Source organism: Acidiphilium iwatense (assembly GCF_021556475.1).
Classification (GTDB): domain Bacteria; phylum Pseudomonadota; class Alphaproteobacteria; order Acetobacterales; family Acetobacteraceae; genus Acidiphilium; species Acidiphilium iwatense.
Map to the genome: position 1 here is coordinate 1 of NZ_JAKGBZ010000006.1, position 18,692 is coordinate 18,692.

Below are 18,692 nucleotides of genomic sequence, written 5' to 3' on the forward strand. Positions count from 1 at the left end.
GATGGGCCATGCCGGGGCGGTGATTTCCGGCGGGCGCGACACCGCCCAGGCGAAAATCGAGGCGATGAAATCCGCCGGAATCCATGTCGCCGACAGCCCAGCATCCCTCGGATCAACCATGGTGAAGGCGCTGCGCGCCTAGAGCGTGATGACTTACAGTCGATCACGCTCTAGTTTTTGTTTGAGCGAGCAATTTCATGGCTTTGCGGATCGCTTCGCGATTCCGCTTAAAGCCATATTGCTCTAGCGCAGCGAGTTGAAACAGTGGTCGTATCGGGCCGGGCACTGACGGGATGGATGTTCATGCAAGATGAGCATTCCAGCCCGGTGCCGATACGGTGCAATTGCTTAGGTGATTGCACTATGTCTCTCGCATCGATTTTAACACTCGACCGGGCACTTCCGGGCAGACGATCAGGTGGCCTCGTGCGGCCGGAGGATTTCTGACATGGCTGGTGTGGATATTCTGGCGACGGCGATGAATGGCGGCAACGCCGCTTTCATCGCCAATCTGTATGCGAAATGGGTGACCGCGCCCGACAGCGTTGACCCCGATTTCGCATCCCTGTTCGCGACGCTGGGCGACGAGACGAAGGCGGTGCTGACCGATGCGCTGGGCGCTTCCTGGGCACCGCGCCCAACCGCATTCGCCCCGGCGGAGATTGGTGTGCCGCAACCGGCGCCGATCGACTCCGCCGACAGCCGCAAGGCGACGATCGATTCGATCCGTGCGCTGATGCTGATCCGCGCTTATCGCGTGCGCGGCCATCTCGAAGCCGATCTCGATCCGCTTGGTCTCAAACGGGTCGGTCATCACCCGGAACTCGACCCGAAAACCTATGGCTTCACCGATGCCGATCTGAACCGGCCGATCTTCATCGACAAGGTGCTCGGCCGCGAGACGGCGACACTGCGCGAGATCATCGCGATTTTGCGCGAGAGCTACTGCGGCAAGATCGGCGTCGAGTTCATGCATATCCAGGACCCCGAGCAGAAAGCCTGGATGCAGCGCCGCATCGAGGGTGCGCCCTGGCGCGACTCGTTTTCGAAGGAGCAGAAACGCGAGGTGCTTCAGCACCTGACCGAAGCCGAAGGGTTCGAGGTGTTCTGCCAGCGCCGCTATGTCGGTACCAAGCGGTTCGGCCTGGAAGGCGGCGAAAGCACCATCCCGGCGCTGCATGAAATCATCGAGACGGCGGCGCGCGACGGGGTGGGGGAAATCGCGATCGGGATGCCGCATCGCGGCCGGCTGAACACCTTGGCGAATATCGTCAAGAAACCGTTCACCGCGCTGTTTTCCGAATTTGGTGGCGAGAGCTTCAAGCCGGATGCGGTTCAGGGTTCGGGTGACGTGAAGTATCACCTCGGCACCTCGACCGATCTGTCGATCGACGGGAATCAGGTGCACCTGTCGCTGCAGCCCAACCCGTCGCATCTCGAAGCGGTCGATCCGGTGGTGGTCGGCAAGGTGCGCGCGCGCCAGGATATGGCGAGCGACACGCGCAGCCGCCGCTCCGTCATGGCCATCCTGATGCATGGCGACGCGGCGTTTGCCGGCCAGGGCCTGGTTTACGAGACGCTCGCGATGAGCCAGCTCATCGGCTATCGCACCGGCGGAACGATCCATATCGTGGTGAACAACCAGATCGGGTTTACCACGGTGCCGGCCCATGCCTATTCGGGGCTCTATTGCACCGATGTCGCGAAATCGGTGCAGTCGCCGATTCTGCATGTCAATGCCGACGATCCCGAAGCCGTCGTGTTCGTGGCGCGGCTCGCCACCGAGTTCCGTATGCAATTCGCCGTCGATGTGGTGATCGATCTGGTTTGCTATCGCCGGCACGGCCATAACGAGACCGACGAGCCGGCCTTCACCCAGCCGCTGATGTATCAGGCGATCCGGGCGCGCAAGACGACCCGCACGCTCTATGCCGAGCGCCTCGTCGCCGAGGGTGCGCTGACGAATGCCGAATCCGACGCGATGTATCAGGATTTCGTCGCGACCCTCGAAGACGCCTACAAGGCGGCGGGCGGTTATAAGCCGAACAAGGCGGATTGGCTGGAAGGCCATTGGGCGGGACTGAATTCGTCGCGCGATGAGGATGGTGAAACCGAGGAACCGACCGCGATCGGGCTCGACGAACTGCGCGAGATCGGTGCCGCCTTGTCGCGTTCGCCGGATGATTTCGATATCAATCCGAAAATCGCCCGCCAGCTCGACGCCAAACGCGAGATGATCGAGAGCGGCGAGGGGATCGACTGGGCAACCGGCGAGGCCCTGGCCTTCGGCTCGCTGCTTCTCGAAGGCCACCGGGTCCGGCTGTCCGGCGAGGATTGTCAGCGCGGCACGTTCAGTCAGCGGCATGCCGTGCTGGTCGATCAGACTAACCAGCACGAATATGTACCGCTCAACAATATTCGCGACAATCAGGCGAAGATCGAGATTTTCAACTCGCTGCTGTCGGAAGCCGGCGTGCTCGGCTTCGAATACGGCTACTCGGTCGCCGATCCGCGCACGCTGGTTTTGTGGGAAGGCCAGTTCGGCGATTTCGCCAATGGCGCGCAGGTAATCATCGATCAGTTCATCGCCGCCGGCGAGAGCAAGTGGCTGCGCATGTCGGGCCTCACGCTGCTTCTGCCGCATGGTTATGAGGGACAGGGACCGGAGCATTCCTCGGCGCGGCTCGAGCGGTATCTGCAGCTCTGTGCCGAGAACAACATGACGGTGTGCAACATCACCACGCCCGCCAATTATTTTCATGCGCTGCGCCGCCAGCTCAAGCGGAATTTCCGCAAACCGCTGGTCATCATGACGCCGAAATCGCTGCTCCGGCACAAGCTCGCGGTCTCTACGCTCGACGAGATGAGCAACGGTTCCACGTTCCGCACGGTGATCCCCGAAATCGACCCGATCGGCCCGAGCGAGCAGGTCAGGCGCGTGGTGATCTGCTCGGGCAAGGTCTATTACGATCTGCTCGCCGAGCGGCGCGATCGCGCGATGACCGACGTTGCCATCGTGCGGCTCGAACAGTTCTTTCCGTTCCCGAAAAAGGCCCTCAAATCCGCGATCGAGATGTATAGCAAGGCCGAGATCGTGTGGTGCCAGGAAGAGCCGGAGAATATGGGCGGCTGGCAGTTCGTCGATCGCCGGATCGAGCACGTTCTGGGTTGCATGGGTTCGGCGATGACGGCCTCCCGGCCCGTTTATGTCGGCCGCAAGCCAGCGGCGAGCCCGGCGACCGGACTCGCCAAAACCCATGCCGCCGAGCAGGCGGCACTGGTCAAGGAAGCGCTCGGCGTTTGATAGGCTGACAGGAAAGGCGACACGATGTCCACCGAAATCAAGGTTCCGACTCTGGGCGAAAGCGTGACGACGGCGACCGTCGCGCGCTGGATGAAGAAGGCAGGAGAGCGGGTCGAGCGCGACGAGCCGGTCGTCGAGTTGGAGACCGACAAAGTCACGGTAGAGGTCAATGCCCCTGAATCCGGCACGATCGAAGCGATCGCGGCCGATGAGGGGGCCGAGGTCGAAGTCGGCGCGCTGCTCGGAACCATCGGTGCGGGCAATGGCAAAGCCGGGGCGCCGGCGAAAACCGAGACAAAAGCGGAGCCGAGACAGGACGCAAAGGCTGATGCGAAGACCGACGCCGCGAAGCCAGGCGCCAACCCGCCGAGCGGGGTGAACCCTCCACCGCCGCCGTCCGGTCCGGTCTCGCGCGGCGATCACGCGCCGCTGCCGGCGGCACAGAAGATGATGACCGAACAAAAAATTGCCGCCGGGCAGGTGGGCGATGGATCGGGCAAGGATGGCCGCATCACCAAGGGCGACGTGATCGCGTTTCTCGAAAAGCCGGCCGAGAAGCCCGCGCCAGCCGCGGCGAAGGCACCGCGCGCCGAGGATCCTCGCGAGGAGCGGGTGAAGATGACCCGGCTGCGCCGCACCATCGCCACGCGCCTCAAGGAAGCGCAGAATAACGCGGCGATGCTCACCACCTTCAACGAGGTGGATATGAGTGCGGTGATGACACTGCGCAGCGAATACAAGGACGCGTTCGAGAAGAAGCATAAGGGCGTGCGTCTCGGCTTCATGAGCTTCTTCGTGAAGGCCTGCGTCGCCGCCCTGCGCGAATTCCCGGCAGTCAACGCGGAGATCGATGGCGACGACATCGTCTATCGGAATTTTGTCAATATGGGCATCGCGGTCAGCAGCCCGAACGGGCTGGTGGTTCCCGTGCTGCGCGACGCCGACCGGATGAGCTTTCCAGAGATCGAAGCGGCGATCGGCGATTTCGGCAAGCGGGCGCGCGACGGCGCGTTGAAGCTGGACGAACTTTCCGGCGGCACGTTCTCGATCACCAATGGAGGCGTATTCGGTTCGCTGATGTCCACGCCGATCCTCAACCCGCCGCAATCGGCGATCCTCGGGATGCACAAGATCCAGGACCGGCCGATGGCGATCGCCGGCAAGATCGAGATTCGGCCGATGATGTATCTTGCGGTCTCCTACGATCATCGGATCATCGACGGGCGCGAAGCGGTCTCGTTCCTGGTGCGCGTGAAGGAGAACATCGAAGATCCGCGTCGCCTGATGCTCGAGATCTGAGGAGCCGTCCATGAGCGAACAATTCGACGTCATCGTCATCGGCGGCGGTCCGGGCGGCTATGTCTGCGCGATCCGTGCGGCGCAACTCGGCATGAAGGTCGCCTGCGTGGAAAAGCGCGCGACGCTCGGTGGCACCTGCCTCAATGTCGGGTGCATTCCATCGAAGGCGCTGCTGCAATCCTCGGAAAACTATCACGCGCTGCTGCATGGCTTCGCGCAGCACGGGGTGATGGCGAAGGAAGCGTCGTTCGATCTGGCGCGTATGATGGGTCACAAAACCGATGTGGTGACCGCGAATGTGAAGGGCGTCGAATTCTTGTTCCGCAAGAACAAAGTCACCTGGATCAAGGGTTCGGCTTCCTTCAAATCTGCCGATACCGTCACGGTCGATGGCAAGGAGTATCAGGCAAAACACATCGTTATCGCGACGGGAAGCGAAAGTATGCCGCTTCCCGGCGTCGAGATCGACGAGAAGACGATCGTGACATCGACCGGCGCGATTGCGCTGGAATCGGTGCCGAAGCATCTGGTGGTGATCGGCGGGGGTTATATCGGCCTCGAACTTGGCAGTGTCTGGCGGCGGCTCGGTGCCGAGGTGACGGTGGTGGAGTTCCTCGACCGGCTTGTGCCGACGATGGATGGCGAGATCGCAACGGCGTTCCAGAGGATTCTTGCCAAGCTGGGCATGAAGTTCAAACTCGGCACCAAGGTGACCGAAGCGAAGAAGACCAAGTCCGGCGTTTCGCTGACGCTGGAACCGGCCAAGGGTGGTGCGGCGGAAACGCTGGAAGCCGATGCCGTGCTGGTCGCGATCGGGCGACGCGCCCTTACCGAAGGGCTTGGTCTCGACGTGGTCGGTGTGGCGATGGATGAGCGCGGCAGGGTCAAGACCGATGGTCATTTCTCAACCAACGTCAAAGGCATCTACGCGATCGGCGACGTGATCGACGGGCCGATGCTTGCGCACAAGGCCGAGGAAGAAGGCGTCGCTCTCGCCGAAATCCTTGCCGGGCAGGCGGGTCATGTGAATTACGGCGCGATCCCCGGCGTGGTCTATACGTGGCCCGAGGTCGCGTCGGTCGGCAAGACCGAGGAAGATTTGAAAGCCGAACGCGTGGAATACAAGGTTGGCAAATTCCCGTTCACCGCCAACGGCCGCGCCCGTGCGATGGGCGACACCGACGGATTCGTGAAACTGCTCTCGGACAAGAAGACTGACAAACTGCTTGGCGCCCATATCATCGGGCCGGATGCCGGCACGATCATCGCCGAACTGGTATTGGCGATCGAATTCGGCGCTTCGGCCGAGGATGTGGCGCGCACCAGCCACGCGCATCCGAGCCTGAACGAGGCGGTGAAGGAAGCGGCGCTCGCGGTGGAGGGCCGCGCGATTCATATCTAATCGTTAGTCGTCGGAAGAATCTGATCTTGCGTCCCGAAGACTAACGACCGGCGACCGAAGACTGATATCGATCCACGACAGATGACCACCCTTGCCGGCGCCGGTGTCGAGAAAGATCGCGCTCCCGCCTGCTGGATTGTTGAGGGTGAACGGCCTGCCGTTGGTGCTGCGCTGGTCGTGGCCGCAATAGACGGTCATTCCTGAAGGGATGGTCTCGATCCAAGCGAGCAGACGCTCGGGTTTGCCGGCGCCGGTCGTGCGTCCGGTCGTCTGGCCGTAGAGCGCGCGGGCGAGCAGTTTGCCGGGCCGCCCGGCGGGGAAGGGCGGCGGCTGGCTCGTCAGCATCGCCGGATGGAAGCCGCCATGGACGAACATCGCTTTCGCCGTCGCGATCCAGGCCGGGGCGCGGGTAATTTCGTGAAGGGCGCGGCTTGCCGTTGCCGTATCAAGTGACGTCAAGGTTGTCGCGAGCGCCGGTCCGCGCTGCACCGCATCGCCTCGCAACGCGCGCGCCAGCTTGAAATCGTGATTGCCGAGGAGAAAAATCCCGCGGCCTTCATCGATCAGACGAAACATGATGTGCAAAACGCCCGGCGTGTCCATCCCGTCATCGACCAGATCGCCGAGCTGGACGATGAATCGGTCGGTTGCGACGGCGGCGGCAAAACCGTGCGAATCGCCATGAACGTCGCCGACGATGCGGAGCGGAACGCCGTGCGGGATCATCCCTTGCCCCCGATTTCCTTGAATGCAGCCAGCGCGCGGTTGCGGCCGCTCTTAAGGTCGACGATCGGGCGCGGATAGGTCTTGCCGAGCGTCACCCCGGCCTCGCGCAGAACGTCTTCCGGCGCTTCCCAGGGGTTCTGGATGAACTTGTCCGGCAGTTGCGCGAGTTCGGGCATGAATTCGCGGACATAGGCGCCGTCCGGGTCGAATTTCCAGCCTTGCAGCACCGGGTTGAACACACGGAAATACGGTGCCGCGTCGGTGCCGCATCCGGCCACCCATTGCCAGGAGGCGGCGTTGTTGGCGGCATCGGCATCGACCAGGCAATCCCAGAACCAGGCAGCGCCCTCCTGCCAGGGGATCAGCAGGTGCTTGACCAGGAAGGAGGCGGTGACCATCCGCATCCGGTTGTGCATCCAGCCGGTCTGCCAGAGCTGGCGCATTCCGGCATCGACGATCGGGATGCCGGTTCGCCCGTGCTGCCAGGCGCGCAATTCCGCCGGCGCGCGGCGCCAGGGGAATGAAGCGTATTCCGCCCGCAGCGGCTCGACCGCCAGCTTCGGGTTGTGCCAGAGCAGGTAGCCGGCGAATTCCCGCCAGAGCAGTTCCTTCAGATAAGTCTGTTTGCCGCTGCCATCGGGTTTCGCCGCCGACGCCTCGCGCCAGACCGCGTCGATCGAAATCTCACCCCAATGCAGATGCGGTGATAGGCGCGAGGTGCCGGAGCGGTCCGGCCGGTCGCGCTCGCGCGCATAGGCGGCGAGATCGTCCTCCAGGAAATCACCCAGCCGCGCCCAAGCGCCGGCTTCGCCGGGTGTCCAGGCCCCGCGCAAGCCGTCGGCCCAGTCGGGCTGGGTTGGCAGCAGCCCCCAATCCTCCAGCCGCTCGCTCTCGACGCGCCCACCCCCCGCCAGGCGATCCGGCGGGGCGATCGGCGAGCGCGGATGGACGGCATCGAAGGCGGCGCGGGAGAACGGGGTATAGACACGGTACGGGTCGCCGGACCGGCTCGCGATATGCTCCGGCGACAGCAACAGGGCCGAACGCTGACGGTGAAACGGGATATCGAGGCGCGCCAGCGCTTCCGCTGCCGCGCGGTCGCTTTCGCGCAGCCAGGGCTCATGCGCCTGGCCGGCATGCACCGAAACCGCCCCGATCTTCCGTGCCAGCGCTGGGACGATCTTCGTCGCATCGCCCCGCCGCACTACTAGATGGCCGCCACGCCCGGCGATATCGTCCCGCAGCGACGCCAGCGAATGATGCAGCCACCAGAGCGAGGCGCCGCCCAATTTCGCCACCGGATCGAGTACGTAAAGCGGCACCACCTCCCCTTCGTCGAGCGCGGCCGCGAGGGCGGGATTGTCGGCGAGGCGGAGATCGTTCCGAAGCCAGAGCAGCGCCTTCGCCATCAGCTCGCCTTCGCCGCATGGGCGAGCGGAAAGGTGTAGATCCGGTCCCGGCTTAGCAGGAAGACTTGGCCGCCACGCGGAAACAGTGCGCGGATAGGAGGCGAGGTCACATCGAGCCCGCCGGCATAGGCGCCGAAGGCAGGCAGCAGGATGCGATGCGCATCCGCCACGAAACAGGGCCGCGCAATTGCGGCACCCCGCGTCGCGATTCGTGCCTTCGGGTGGAAATGTCCTGAAAATTCGATTTCGCCGGGTGCGAGTCGCGATGCTTCGTGGCGGAAGGTGAAATTTTTCTCGCGCAGCTCGATCATGGCGGACTCGGCAGGGTCGTGATTGCCCGCGATCCAGATGAATTTTTGTTCCGATTCAAGGCGCGCGAGGCGGCCGGCGTCGTCCGGGGCCATGCGCGCCAGGCCGAGCGGGTCGTGAAATGAATCCCCGAGCGCAATCACCCGTTCGGGTGCGTAGCGGCTCAGCAGAAGGGTAAGCCGGTCGAGCGTCGTCCGGCTGTCATAGGGCGGCAGCAACGATCCGCGCGTGGCGAGGGACGAGGCTTTTTCAAGATGCAGGTCGGCGACGATGATGGTTCGGCTTGCCGGCCAGACCACGGCGCCGGAAGGATCGAGCAGGAAGCGCTCGCTTGCGCGATGGATTGGGGCGGCGATCATGCAGCCGTCAATTCCATATCGGGCGGGTTCACGCCATGGCGCCGGCATCGCCCATGGCCTCGGCGATGAGGGCTTCGGCTTCTTCCAGCAACGCGTCTTCGCCGCCGCCGCCGTGCACCTGCTCGCGGCCGACCTCCAGCAGGACGGGAACGGCCAGTGGCGAGACGCGGCCAAGCCTGCGATGGTGGATGCGCCCCCGCGCGCGGGCGAGCATTCCGGCGATGCGCGCGAGATCGACCAGGCCATGCGCGGCGTCGGCGCGGGTCGCTCGCAGCAGAATATGGTCGGGTTCGTGTTTGCGCAGGACATCGTAGATCAGATCGGTGTTGACCGTGACCTGTCTACGGCTGCGCTCGCCGCCCGGATGCATCCGTTCGATCAGCCCGGCGATCACCGCGACATTCCGAAAACTGCGCTTGAGCATGGAACTCTCGGCCATCCAGGCTTCCAGGTCGTCGCCAAGCATGTCCTCCTCGAACAGGCGGGGGATGTTCCGGGGCTCACGGGCGCACCAACAGCCGAGCACGTAATCGGTGGCGACGAAGCCGAGTGGCTGGTCGCCGAACCGCTCCAGCCGGCGGGTGAGCAACATGCCGAGCGCCTGATGCGCCTGCCGCCCCTCGAAGCAATAGGCGACCAGATACCACCGCCCGCCGCGCGGGAAGGTTTCGACCAGGAGGTCGTCGGGCGCGGGCAGGCTGGAGCGTGTGGCCTGGAGTTCGAGCCATTCGCGCACCGGCTCGGGGAAGCGATGCCAGGTTTCGGGGCTGTGCAGGATCGCGCGGACGCGATCGGCGAGGTTGGTCGTCAACGGCATCCGCCCACCTTCATAGGCGGGGATTTTCGGGTCGCCCTCGCCGCCGTCGGCCGCCATGACGGTGGTTTCGCGGATGCCGAGGAAGCGCAGGCGTCGCCCGGCGAACAGGAAGGTGTCGCCTGGGGAGAGCATCGAGACGAAATATTCCTCGATCTCGCCGAGCGTGATGCCGCCGAAGCCGCGCCGGCCGCCGAGGCGGACCTTCAGCGTCGGCGCCTCGACGATGGTGCCGATATTCATGCGGAATTGCCGCTGGATGCGGGCGTTGCGGACATGGATGTTGCCGTCGGCGTCGCGGAACAGTTTGCGGTAGCGCTCATACACCGAAAGCGCGTAGCCGCCGTCCTCGACAAAGCGCAGCACGTCGTCGAAATCCTTGCGGGGGAGATCGGCGTAGGGTGCCGCGGCGCGGATTTCGGCGAACAGATCATCGGGTTTGAACGGGGCGGCGCAGGCGCAGCCGAGAATGTGCTGGGCCAGAACGTCGAGCGCGCCGGGACGGGGTGGATCGCCGTCCAGCGCGCCGGCGGCGACGCCCTCGATCGCGGCTTCGCATTCCAGCACCTCGAAGCGGTTGGCGGGAACCAGCAAAGCGCGCGAGGCTTCGTCCATCCGGTGATTGGCGCGGCCGAGCCGCTGCATCAGGCGGGAAATGCCTTTCGGCGCACCGACCTGGATCACCTGATCGACCCCGGCCCAGTCGATGCCGAGATCGAGCGAGGAGGTCGCGACCACGGCGCGCAGCCGGCCGGACGCCATCGCGGCCTCGACCTTGCGGCGCTGCGCGATGTCGAGGCTGCCGTGATGCAGGGCAATCGGTAGGGTTTCGGCGTTGTGCCGCCACAGCGCCTCGAACATCAACTCGGCCTGGGCGCGGGTGTTGACGAAAACGATGGTCATGCCGGCACTGGCGATGCGGCGCAGGATCGCTTCCGCCGCCATCAGCCCCATATGGCCGGACCAGGGTAGATCGCCGGGGGCGATCAGCATGGCCACCTCGGGAGCGGTGCCGGGTTCGCCGGTGATCATGCGGGTCGCGCGATCATGGCCGCCGGGTGAGAGCCACGCGCGCATCGCTTCGGGATGGGCGATCGTGGCGGACAGGCCGATGCGGCGGGCGTCAGGGGCGAGTCTGGTGAGGCGCGCGAGGCCGAGGGCGAGTTGGTCACCCCGTTTGGTACCGGCGAGGGCGTGGATTTCGTCGAGAACGATCATCCGAAGCTCGGCAAAATTTTTCTTCGCGTCCGGCAGGGAGAGAAGCAACGCGAGACTTTCGGGCGTGGTGAGCAGCAGATGCGGCGGGTCGATGCGTTGCCGGGCGCGGCGATTGGCCGGGGTGTCGCCGGTGCGGGTCTCGACGCGGACCGGCAGGCCCATCTCGGTGATCGGGGCGGTCAAGTTGCGCGCGATATCGGTCGCCAGTGCCTTCAGTGGGCTGACATAGAGCGTGTGCAGCCGGGGCGTGGGGTCGTTGCCCAGGGCGATCAGGCTGGGCAGAAATCCGGCCAGCGTCTTGCCGCCGCCGGTGGGGGCGATCAGCAGAACGTCGTCGCCGGCGCGGACGGCATTCAGGACGGCAAGCTGGTGGGCGCGGGGCGACCAGTTCTTCGCACCGAACCAGGCGGCGAAGGCTGGAGGCAGGGCGTTCGAGCTGTCGGGCACGCGGGCAGAATGAGGGGGGCTGGCGGTTTGCGCAATCGGAAGCCATGTTTCGGCGATGACGCCGCACCCTGAAACCTGGCTGCAGCCGCGCCCCGAAGGGCTCTATTGCATTCCGGGCGATTTTTTCATCGACCCGGTGCGTGCCGTCGAGCGAGCGGTGATCACCCATGGCCATTCGGATCACGCGAGGCCGGGGCACGCCCATGTGCTGGCCAGTGCCGAAACGCTCGCGATCATGCGCGCCCGGATGGGCGATGACAGAGCGGGGGCGACCCAGCAAGCGGCGGCGATCGGGGAGGTTTTGCGGATCGGCGAGGTCGGCGTGAAGCTGGTGCCGGCGGGGCATGTGCTGGGGTCCTGCCAGGTGGTGATGGAGTATCGGGGCAGCCGCGCAGTGGTTTCGGGCGACTACAAGCGCCGGGCGGACCCGACCTGTGCGCCGTTCGTGCCGGTGATTTGCGATGTGTTCGTGACCGAGGCAACGTTCGGACTGCCGGTGTTCCGTCATCCCGAAACCTCGAAAGAGATCAGCAAGTTGCTGCATTCGAAGGAGATTTTCCCGGACCGGCCACATCTGGTCGGCTGCTACGGGCTGGGCAAGTGCCAGCGGCTGATCGCGCTGCTGCGGGAGGCTGGGTATGGCGCGCCGATTTATCTGCACGGGGCATTGGTAAAACTTTGCGAGCTTTATGAGGCGCTCGGCGTGCGGCTTGGAGATTTGCAGCCGGCGACGATGGCGGACAAGGATGCGCTGACGGGAGCGATCGTGCTGGCGCCGCCCTCCGCAGTGGCGGATCGCTGGGCGCGGCGGCTGGATGACCCGGTGGTGGCGTTCGCCTCGGGTTGGATGCGGGTGCGCCAGCGCGCCAAGGCGAGCGGGGTGGAATTGCCGCTGATCATTTCCGACCATGCGGATTGGGACGAGTTGCTGGCGACGGTCGAGGATGTGCAGGCGCCGGAAATCTGGGTGACGCATGGCGCGGAGAGCGCGCTGATCCGCCAGCTTGGCCTGATGGGGCGGCGCGGCCGGGCGCTCAGCCTGATCGGTTACGACGATGAGGAAGAATCTTGAAGCCGTTCGCCGATTTGCTGGAGCGGCTGATCTATACCCAGGGGCGCAACGCGAAGATTCTGCTCCTGGCCGATTATTTCGCGCATCGGCCTGACCCCGAGCGCGGTTTCGCGCTTGCGGCGATCGCCGGCAAGCTCGATTTTCCGGGAGCCAAGCCGGCGGTGCTGCGCGGATTGGCGGAGGCGCGATCCGATCCAGAATTGTTCGTGATGTCCTATGATTATGTCGGGGATCTGGCGGAAACGATCGCGCTGATCTGGCCGCGCGCACAGGTTTTGGCACCGCCTGAATTGCCGGAGGTGGTCGCGGTGCTGCGCGGGGTGCCGAAAGGGGAGATTCCAGGAATCATAGCCGGGTGGCTGGATGCCAGCGATGTTTCGACCCGGATCGCGCTGATCAAGCTGATGACCGGCGGATTGCGGGTCGGGGCGTCGCTGCGGCTTGCCAAGCTGGCGCTGGCGGAGCGGTTCGGTGTGGAGGTCGGTGCGATCGAGGAGGTGTGGCACGGGCTTGAGCCGCCCTATGGGCCGTTATTCGACTGGCTGGAGGGTCGCGCATCACGGCCTGAGCCGGGGCGGAAGCCGGTGTTCCGCCCGCCGATGCTCGCGCACCCGATCGAGGATGCGGATCGGGCTTCGCTGGATTGGGGCGCGTATCGGGCTGAGTGGAAATGGGACGGCATAAGGGTGCAACTGGTCGCCACACCGGCCGGAAAGCGGCTCTATTCGCGCGGAGCCGACGATATTTCGGCGGCTTTTCCTGAAATCCTCGCGGCGACGGATTTTCATGCCGTGCTCGACGGCGAGTTGCTGGTGATCCGCGACGGGGTGGTGGCGCCGTTCGCCGATTTGCAGCAGCGGCTGAACCGGAAGTCGGTGGCCGCGAAATTGCGCGCGGATTATCCGGTCGCGGTGCGGCTTTACGATATTCTGTTCGACGGCCCCGAGGATTTGCGGGCGCTGCCGTTCGATGCGCGGCGCGCGCGGCTGGAGGATTGGTTCGCGCGAGTAAGGCCGGCACGAATGGATCTGTCGCCGCAGATTGCGTTCGCGGGTGAGGCGGAACTGATGGCGCTCCGCGCCGGGGCGCGGGATTCGGGCATCGAGGGGCTGATGCTCAAGCGCGGCGATTCGCCGTATCTCGCGGGCCGGCCGAAGGGGCCGTGGTGGAAGTGGAAGCGCGATCCGCTCAGCCTCGATTGCGTGCTGATGTATGCACAGCGCGGCCACGGCAAGCGTTCGTCCTTCTATTCGGATTACACGTTCGGAGTCTGGACCGAGGAAGGAACGCTGGTGCCGATCGGCAAGGCATATTCAGGATATACGGATGCGGAGCTGTTAGTGCTGGACCGGTGGATACGGGCGCATACGGTTGCGACCTATGGGCCGGTGCGAGAGGTGGAGCAAAAAATTGTGTTCGAGGTGGGGTTCGATTCCGCGCAGCGATCCAGCCGGCACAAATCGGGAATTGCCCTTCGTTTTCCACGGATTTTGCGGCTGCGCCCCGACAAACCGGCGGCGGAGGCGGATACGCTGGCGACCGCGGTGCGACTGGTAGGGGAAACGGCGGAAAAGCAAAGGTAAGGAGGTAATACCCCCGACCTTACTCCTCCACCGATGTGCCAAGCGGCCCCAGCGCGGCGGCGATGCCGAATTCGCCGGGCAGAGCGCCGTGCGGGAACAGGGTGGTGACGTGGCCGAGCTTGCGGCCAGCCCGGGCGGTGGTTTTGCCGTAATGGTGGGGAATCAGTTCGCGGGTCGCGACGATTTTCGGCCAGAGGGCGATATCCTTCGGGCCGATCAGGTTTTTCATCACCGCGTCGGAATGGCGGATCGCCTGCGGCAAAGGCAGCCCGGCGACCGCGCGGATATGCAGATCGAACTGAGAGGCAGGGCAGGCGTCGATCGTCCAGTGGCCGGAATTATGCGGCCGGGGCGCGATTTCGTTGGCGAGAACGGCGCCGTCGCGGCCGATGAAGAATTCGACGGCCATCAGCCCGACCAGGCCGATATGCCCGGCGATGCGCAGCGCCATGGCCTGGGCGTCGGCGCGGATTTCGGGATCGAACGGGGCGGGCGCGACGGTAAGGTCGAGAATATGGTCGCGGTGGCGGTTTTCCACCGTGTCGAAGGCGGTGATCGTGCCGTCCGCGCCGCGCGCGACGATGACCGAGCATTCGGCGGCGAAATCGATGAAGCCTTCGAGGATCAGCGGCTTGGGGTCGAGCAGCGCAAAAGCGAGTTCGGCTTCGGCGGCGGATTGGATCAGCGCCTGGCCCTTGCCGTCATAGCCGAGGCGGGTGGTTTTCAGCACGGCGGGCAGGCCGATGCGGGTGATGGCGGCGCGCAGTTCGGCGAGGGTTTCGACCGAGGCCCAGGGCGCGGTGCGCACGCCGGCCTGATTCAGGAAGGATTTTTCGGCGATCCGGTCCTGGCTGATGCGCAAAATGTCTGGACCGGGGCGCACCGGCTTGCGTTCGGCGAGAAGGTCGAGCCCTTCGGCGGAGACGTTTTCGAACTCGAAGGTGATGACGTCCACGGCGTCGGCGAAGCGGATCAGCGCGGCTCGGTCTTCATAATCGGCGAGGGTAGTCGTGGCGGCGACCTGGGACGCCGGCGCATCGGGTTCGGGGGTAAGGATATGGCAGCGATAGCCGAGGCTGGCGGCGGCCATCGCCGACATGCGGCCGAGCTGACCGCCGCCGACGATGCCGATGGTCGCGTTGGGGTGGAGCGGGAATTTCATGAGCCTTCGTGCGGGTCCTCGGGTGCGTCCGGCACGCTCGCGGTCTGCGCGGCGCGCCAGGATTCGAGCCGTGCCGCGAGCGCCGGGTCGGTAAGGGCGAGCATGGCGGCCGCGAACAAAGCCGCGTTGATCGCTCCCGACTTGCCGATGGCGAAAGTGGCGACCGGCACGCCGCCGGGCATCTGGACGATGGAATGGAGGCTGTCCACGCCGCGCAGGGCAGCACTTTCCACCGGCACGCCGAGGACGGGCAGGGTGGTGAGCGAGGCGACCATGCCGGGCAGATGGGCTGCTCCGCCGGCGCCGGCGATGATCGCGCGCAGGCCGTGCTCGCGCGCCGATTTCGCATAGGCCACCATGCGCTCCGGCGTGCGATGCGCGGAGACCACACGGGCCTCGAACGGAATGTCGAGGGTTTGGAGGATGTCGGCGGCATGGCGCATCGTGGGCCAGTCCGAGCGGCTGCCCATGATAACGCCGATCAACGGCGCGGTATCGGCCTTCATGCGATGTTGTCTGGGATCAGCCGGCTTTCCAGCCGCAGGATCTGATCGCGCAACATCAGCTTGCGCTTCTTGAGCCGTTGCACCTGTAACTGGTCGATCGCGGCCTGGTCGCCGAGCCGTGCGATGACGGTATCGAGATCGCGATGTTCGCTGCGCAGCCCATGCAATTGCCGCAGCAGATTATCCTTGTCGGTCAGCATGCCCGGCTCTCTACCACATTTCCGGCCCGCGCGTCCCGCGCTGCTTTGCCGGTTCGGCCAATCCATGTTCCGCGTTGCGGATGGCTTGCATAAAAGTTTGATGACATCCCGCATCGGCGAGGTCTAGACTCGGCAATGGCGCCGTCCGAACGGTGCCGGAATGCTTCGATCGAAGGTTCCCATGATCGGAAAGGAATCGATAATGAGTCTGCAAGCTAGGATCGAGTCGTTGAAGGTTCGCCATGCCGGGCTGGAAGCCCGCATTTCCGAGGAAGATAGCCGTCCCCGCCCCGATGACGACCAGCTTGCCCGGCTCAAATTGGAAAAACTCCGCTTGAAGGAAGAGTTGGAGCGACTCAAAACGAACGCATAGAGGCCGGACGACATGCCATGCCTGGGCCGGCGAACCGGCCCAGGGGAGTGATCAGGCCGCTTCGTCCTCGGAATGATGATGGTGCGGCGGCGGTACCGGGTGGCCTTCGCGCTCGGCGCGGGCATTCGCGGCGCTTACCGCGTCGTTCAGATCGGATTGCTTGCAGAGGCCGAGGATCACCGGGTCGCGCGGCTTGATATTGGCGCTGTTCCAGTGGCTGCGCTCGCGCACCTTCTGGATGGTTTCCTTCGTGGTGCCCAGCAGTTTGACGATCTGAGCGTCCTGAACCAGCGGATAGTTGCGCAGCATGAAGGCGATGGCGTCCGGCCGGTCGATCCGCTTGGCGACGGGGGTATAGCGGGAGCCCTTGCCGCGCTTCGGGCCGGGCAGGGCGGTTTCCAGCACCTTCAGCCGTGCCGAGGGATCGGCCTCGCAACGCTTGATGTCCTCGGCGGTCGTCTGCTTGTTGGCGACCGGATCGTAGCCGACGATTCCCTGCGCCACCTCGCCATCCGCGATCGCCTGGATCTCGAGCGGGTGCATGCCGCAGAAATCGGCGATCTGTTCGAAGGTCAAAGCGGTCTTTTCGATCAGCCACACGGCGGTGGCTTTCGGCATCAGGGGCAAAGTCATCGTCATACCTCAGGAACAGCGGCAAACGGCCAAGGCCAAGCCTCGGCGCAGCCGAAAACAATATATATTCCTCCCGATATGGTGCAGAGTTGTCGTCGCGGTCAAGCTATTCCGCGCCGCTATCATTGCAGGGCGCCCCCGCGCGCGCCTCTTGCGCTAATGGCCATAGAGGTAAACATTACCCTCATGATCGATCCGTTCGGGCGTTCCATCACCTATCTGCGGGTTTCGGTGACCGACCGATGCGACTTCCGCTGCGTCTATTGCATGGCGGAGGATATGACGTTCCTGCCGAAGAGCGACCTGCTCTCGCTGGAGGAGCTGGAGCGGCTTGCGGGGGTGTTTGTCGGGCTCGGGGTGCGCAAATTGCGCCTGACCGGGGGCGAGCCGCTGGTGCGGCGCGGGGTGATGGCGCTGATCAACCGGTTGGGATTGCGGCTGGGCCACGGGCTCGACGAGCTCACCCTGACCACCAATGGCAGCCAGTTGGGGCGGTTCGCGGAAGAACTGGTGGCGGCCGGGGTGCGGCGGATCAACGTGAGCGTCGATACGCTGGACGCCGATAAATTCGCCGCGATCACCCGCTGGGGACGCCTGCCGCAGGTGCTCGACGGCGTGATGGCGGCCAAGGCGGCGGGGCTCAAGGTCAAGATCAACACCGTTGCACTCAAGGACGTGAACGAGGGCGAATTCGATGCGATGCTCGCATGGTGCGGACAGCACGGGTTCGATCTGTGCCTGATCGAGACCATGCCGCTCGGCGAGATCGACGGCGACCGGTTGGAGCAGTATCTGCCGCTGTCGGTGGTGCGGACCCGGCTGGCGCGGAATTGGACCCTGAGGCCGACCGATTATGCGACCGGCGGCCCGGCGCGGTATTTCGACGTGGCGGAGACCGGCACGCGGCTCGGCTTCATCACGCCGCTGACCCATAATTTCTGCGAGGGCTGCAACCGGGTGCGGCTGACCTGCACCGGCACGCTCTATATGTGCCTCGGCCAGAATGACGCGGCCGATCTGCGCGCGGTGCTGCGCAGCAGCGACGACGATGCGGTGCTGCGGGACGCAATCGTCGCCGCGATCGCTCGCAAGCCGAAAGGGCATGATTTCGTGATCGACCGCGAGCACAACCGGCCGGCCCTGGCGCGGCACATGAGCGTGACGGGGGGGTAGGCCGCGTTGTTTCGGAGGGGCGGATCAGTCCCGCAATTCCATTTGGTTCTAACGCGGAGCATGGTGCGCAGCGGAATGATCCAGCGCAAGCCGCCTGAGGTCGGATCGGGTATTTCGCCAGACAGTACGGGCATTGAACAGAAAAACGAGCAGAAAGCTCGCGATCATACCCAAACAGCCCAAAAATATCGCGACCCTGAATCCGCTCGTGACCGCATCGAACAGTCGATGGGGGGAACCGAGGGGACGATAGATGAGGCTTTCGACGATGCCCTGGCCTGAAACGATCGAGCCGAAAAGGAAGGGATTCGGCCGGATCGCATACCAGTGCGGATCTGGTGCGGCTGACCACCGGATATAGCCGTCGATATCGTTGAGCAACAAACAAAGATACATGATCGTAAATAAAATCACGCCGGTCAACGCCACGGCGATATGCCGGCGGATCGATGCCGTGCTCGGGTTTCGTCTCAGCGCCGGGTTTGACGCAAGGGTCATTCGCACCAGGGAATAGTTGAGCGATTTCATGTTCTTTGGCACGATCCGCCCGCAATGGATCAGCAGATAAAGGCCAAAGACGATTCCCGCCAGGATCGCCGAGCATCCGGCGGGACCGTAGAATCGGTCCGCCCGGAGCACCGCCAAAACCGGAAAGACGCGGCCGAAACCATGCTCCGTGACCGAACAGAGACCGCGAAACCAG

16 protein-coding genes and 1 pseudogene are annotated in these 18,692 nt (G+C 64.6%); 8 read left to right on the top strand and 9 right to left on the bottom strand.

All coding sequences use genetic code 11. The annotated features are described in order from the left end of the window. The 4 genes and pseudogenes from L2A60_RS04465 to lpdA form a co-directional block, all read left to right on the top strand. Positions 1 to 142: pseudogene (locus L2A60_RS04465) on the top strand (succinate--CoA ligase subunit alpha); the annotation flags it as partial. Positions 143 to 448: 306 nt separating this feature from the next. Then, a complete protein-coding gene (locus tag L2A60_RS04470) occupies positions 449 to 3,304 on the top strand; it encodes a 2-oxoglutarate dehydrogenase E1 component (RefSeq protein WP_235703171.1) in 2,856 nt (951 codons plus the stop codon). Positions 3,305 to 3,328: 24 nt separating this feature from the next. Further along, the gene (odhB, locus tag L2A60_RS04475) at positions 3,329 to 4,603 is read left to right on the top strand and encodes a 2-oxoglutarate dehydrogenase complex dihydrolipoyllysine-residue succinyltransferase (protein WP_235703172.1); all 1,275 of its coding nucleotides are present in this window, start codon (positions 3,329 to 3,331) and stop codon (positions 4,601 to 4,603) included. A 10-nt stretch (positions 4,604 to 4,613) separates the two neighbouring features. After that, positions 4,614 to 6,005, top strand: a complete 1,392-nt coding sequence (lpdA, locus tag L2A60_RS04480; RefSeq protein ID WP_235703173.1) for a dihydrolipoyl dehydrogenase — start codon at positions 4,614 to 4,616, stop codon at positions 6,003 to 6,005. A 3-nt stretch (positions 6,006 to 6,008) separates the two neighbouring features. Here the strand turns inward: lpdA and L2A60_RS04485 are convergent, their stop codons facing one another. The 4 genes from L2A60_RS04485 to L2A60_RS04500 are packed head-to-tail and all read right to left on the bottom strand — an operon-like array spanning position 6,009 to position 11,287. Next, a complete protein-coding gene (locus tag L2A60_RS04485) occupies positions 6,009 to 6,731 on the bottom strand; it encodes a metallophosphoesterase (RefSeq protein ID WP_235703174.1) in 723 nt (240 codons plus the stop codon). Next, positions 6,728 to 8,140: a cryptochrome/photolyase family protein gene (locus tag L2A60_RS04490; RefSeq protein ID WP_235703175.1), complete on the bottom strand. Its 1,413-nt coding sequence runs from the start codon at positions 8,138 to 8,140 to the stop codon at positions 6,728 to 6,730. The genes L2A60_RS04485 and L2A60_RS04490 overlap by 4 nt, the downstream gene beginning before the upstream one ends. Next, a complete protein-coding gene (gene pdeM, locus L2A60_RS04495) occupies positions 8,140 to 8,808 on the bottom strand; it encodes a ligase-associated DNA damage response endonuclease PdeM (protein WP_235703176.1) in 669 nt (222 codons plus the stop codon). The genes L2A60_RS04490 and pdeM overlap by 1 nt, the downstream gene beginning before the upstream one ends. Positions 8,809 to 8,836: 28 nt before the next feature. Further along, complete coding sequence (locus L2A60_RS04500) at positions 8,837 to 11,287, bottom strand: ligase-associated DNA damage response DEXH box helicase (protein ID WP_235703177.1); 2,451 nt, start codon at positions 11,285 to 11,287, stop codon at positions 8,837 to 8,839. Between the two features lie 55 nt (positions 11,288 to 11,342). Between L2A60_RS04500 and L2A60_RS04505 the strand changes: the two genes are divergently transcribed. Both L2A60_RS04505 and L2A60_RS04510 read left to right on the top strand, forming a co-directional pair. Continuing rightward, a complete protein-coding gene (locus L2A60_RS04505) occupies positions 11,343 to 12,359 on the top strand; it encodes a ligase-associated DNA damage response exonuclease (protein ID WP_235703178.1) in 1,017 nt (338 codons plus the stop codon). Beyond that, positions 12,356 to 13,942 carry a cisplatin damage response ATP-dependent DNA ligase gene (locus tag L2A60_RS04510; protein WP_235703179.1) on the top strand — a complete coding sequence of 529 codons (1,587 nt, stop codon included), beginning with the start codon at positions 12,356 to 12,358 and terminating at the stop codon, positions 13,940 to 13,942. Before L2A60_RS04505 ends, L2A60_RS04510 begins: the two co-directional genes overlap by 4 nt. Positions 13,943 to 13,961: 19 nt before the next feature. Here L2A60_RS04510 and L2A60_RS04515 read toward each other — a convergent pair whose 3' ends face one another. From L2A60_RS04515 to L2A60_RS04525, 3 genes are read right to left on the bottom strand one after another with little or no spacing between them, the layout of a single operon-like run. Then, entirely contained in the window at positions 13,962 to 15,104 is a 1,143-nt protein-coding gene (locus L2A60_RS04515) for a 5-(carboxyamino)imidazole ribonucleotide synthase (RefSeq protein WP_235703180.1), read from the bottom strand. After that, positions 15,101 to 15,610, bottom strand: coding sequence for a 5-(carboxyamino)imidazole ribonucleotide mutase (gene purE / locus L2A60_RS04520; protein ID WP_235703181.1), 510 nt, complete (start codon positions 15,608 to 15,610; stop codon positions 15,101 to 15,103). The genes L2A60_RS04515 and purE overlap by 4 nt, the downstream gene beginning before the upstream one ends. Beyond that, a complete protein-coding gene (locus tag L2A60_RS04525; protein WP_235703182.1) occupies positions 15,607 to 15,810 on the bottom strand; it encodes a YdcH family protein in 204 nt (67 codons plus the stop codon). The genes purE and L2A60_RS04525 overlap by 4 nt, the downstream gene beginning before the upstream one ends. Positions 15,811 to 16,012: 202 nt before the next feature. Here L2A60_RS04525 and L2A60_RS04530 point away from each other — a divergent pair, with 202 nt between their 5' ends. Then, positions 16,013 to 16,183, top strand: coding sequence for a YdcH family protein (locus L2A60_RS04530; protein ID WP_235703183.1), 171 nt, complete (start codon positions 16,013 to 16,015; stop codon positions 16,181 to 16,183). A gap of 51 nt (positions 16,184 to 16,234) precedes the next feature. On the opposite strand, the gene L2A60_RS04535 is transcribed toward L2A60_RS04530, so the two are convergent. Next, a complete protein-coding gene (locus tag L2A60_RS04535; RefSeq protein ID WP_407932515.1) occupies positions 16,235 to 16,816 on the bottom strand; it encodes a DUF1013 domain-containing protein in 582 nt (193 codons plus the stop codon). A 186-nt stretch (positions 16,817 to 17,002) separates the two neighbouring features. Here L2A60_RS04535 and moaA point away from each other — a divergent pair, with 186 nt between their 5' ends. Beyond that, positions 17,003 to 17,989: a GTP 3',8-cyclase MoaA gene (gene moaA / locus L2A60_RS04540; RefSeq protein WP_235703185.1), complete on the top strand. Its 987-nt coding sequence runs from the start codon at positions 17,003 to 17,005 to the stop codon at positions 17,987 to 17,989. A gap of 48 nt (positions 17,990 to 18,037) precedes the next feature. Here the strand turns inward: moaA and L2A60_RS04545 are convergent, their stop codons facing one another. Then, positions 18,038 to 18,634 (bottom strand): hypothetical protein, encoded by a 597-nt coding sequence (locus L2A60_RS04545; protein ID WP_235703186.1) that lies wholly within the window; start codon positions 18,632 to 18,634, stop codon positions 18,038 to 18,040. Positions 18,635 to 18,692 lie beyond the last annotated feature (58 nt).

Coding starts and splice junctions, on each gene's coding strand:
- lpdA (WP_235703173.1), top strand. CDS start 4,614: ATGAGCGAACAATTCGACGTCATCGTCATCGGCGGCGGTCCGGGCGGC.
- L2A60_RS04515 (WP_235703180.1), bottom strand. CDS start 15,104: ATGAAATTCCCGCTCCACCCCAACGCGACCATCGGCATCGTCGGCGGC.
- moaA (WP_235703185.1), top strand. CDS start 17,003: ATGATCGATCCGTTCGGGCGTTCCATCACCTATCTGCGGGTTTCGGTG.
- L2A60_RS04490 (WP_235703175.1), bottom strand. CDS start 8,140: ATGGCGAAGGCGCTGCTCTGGCTTCGGAACGATCTCCGCCTCGCCGAC.
- purE (WP_235703181.1), bottom strand. CDS start 15,610: ATGAAGGCCGATACCGCGCCGTTGATCGGCGTTATCATGGGCAGCCGC.
- L2A60_RS04525 (WP_235703182.1), bottom strand. CDS start 15,810: ATGCTGACCGACAAGGATAATCTGCTGCGGCAATTGCATGGGCTGCGC.
- L2A60_RS04505 (WP_235703178.1), top strand. CDS start 11,343: ATGACGCCGCACCCTGAAACCTGGCTGCAGCCGCGCCCCGAAGGGCTC.
- L2A60_RS04485 (WP_235703174.1), bottom strand. CDS start 6,731: ATGATCCCGCACGGCGTTCCGCTCCGCATCGTCGGCGACGTTCATGGC.
- odhB (WP_235703172.1), top strand. CDS start 3,329: ATGTCCACCGAAATCAAGGTTCCGACTCTGGGCGAAAGCGTGACGACG.
- L2A60_RS04530 (WP_235703183.1), top strand. CDS start 16,013: ATGAGTCTGCAAGCTAGGATCGAGTCGTTGAAGGTTCGCCATGCCGGG.
- L2A60_RS04470 (WP_235703171.1), top strand. CDS start 449: ATGGCTGGTGTGGATATTCTGGCGACGGCGATGAATGGCGGCAACGCC.
- pdeM (WP_235703176.1), bottom strand. CDS start 8,808: ATGATCGCCGCCCCAATCCATCGCGCAAGCGAGCGCTTCCTGCTCGAT.
- L2A60_RS04535 (WP_407932515.1), bottom strand. CDS start 16,816: ATGACTTTGCCCCTGATGCCGAAAGCCACCGCCGTGTGGCTGATCGAA.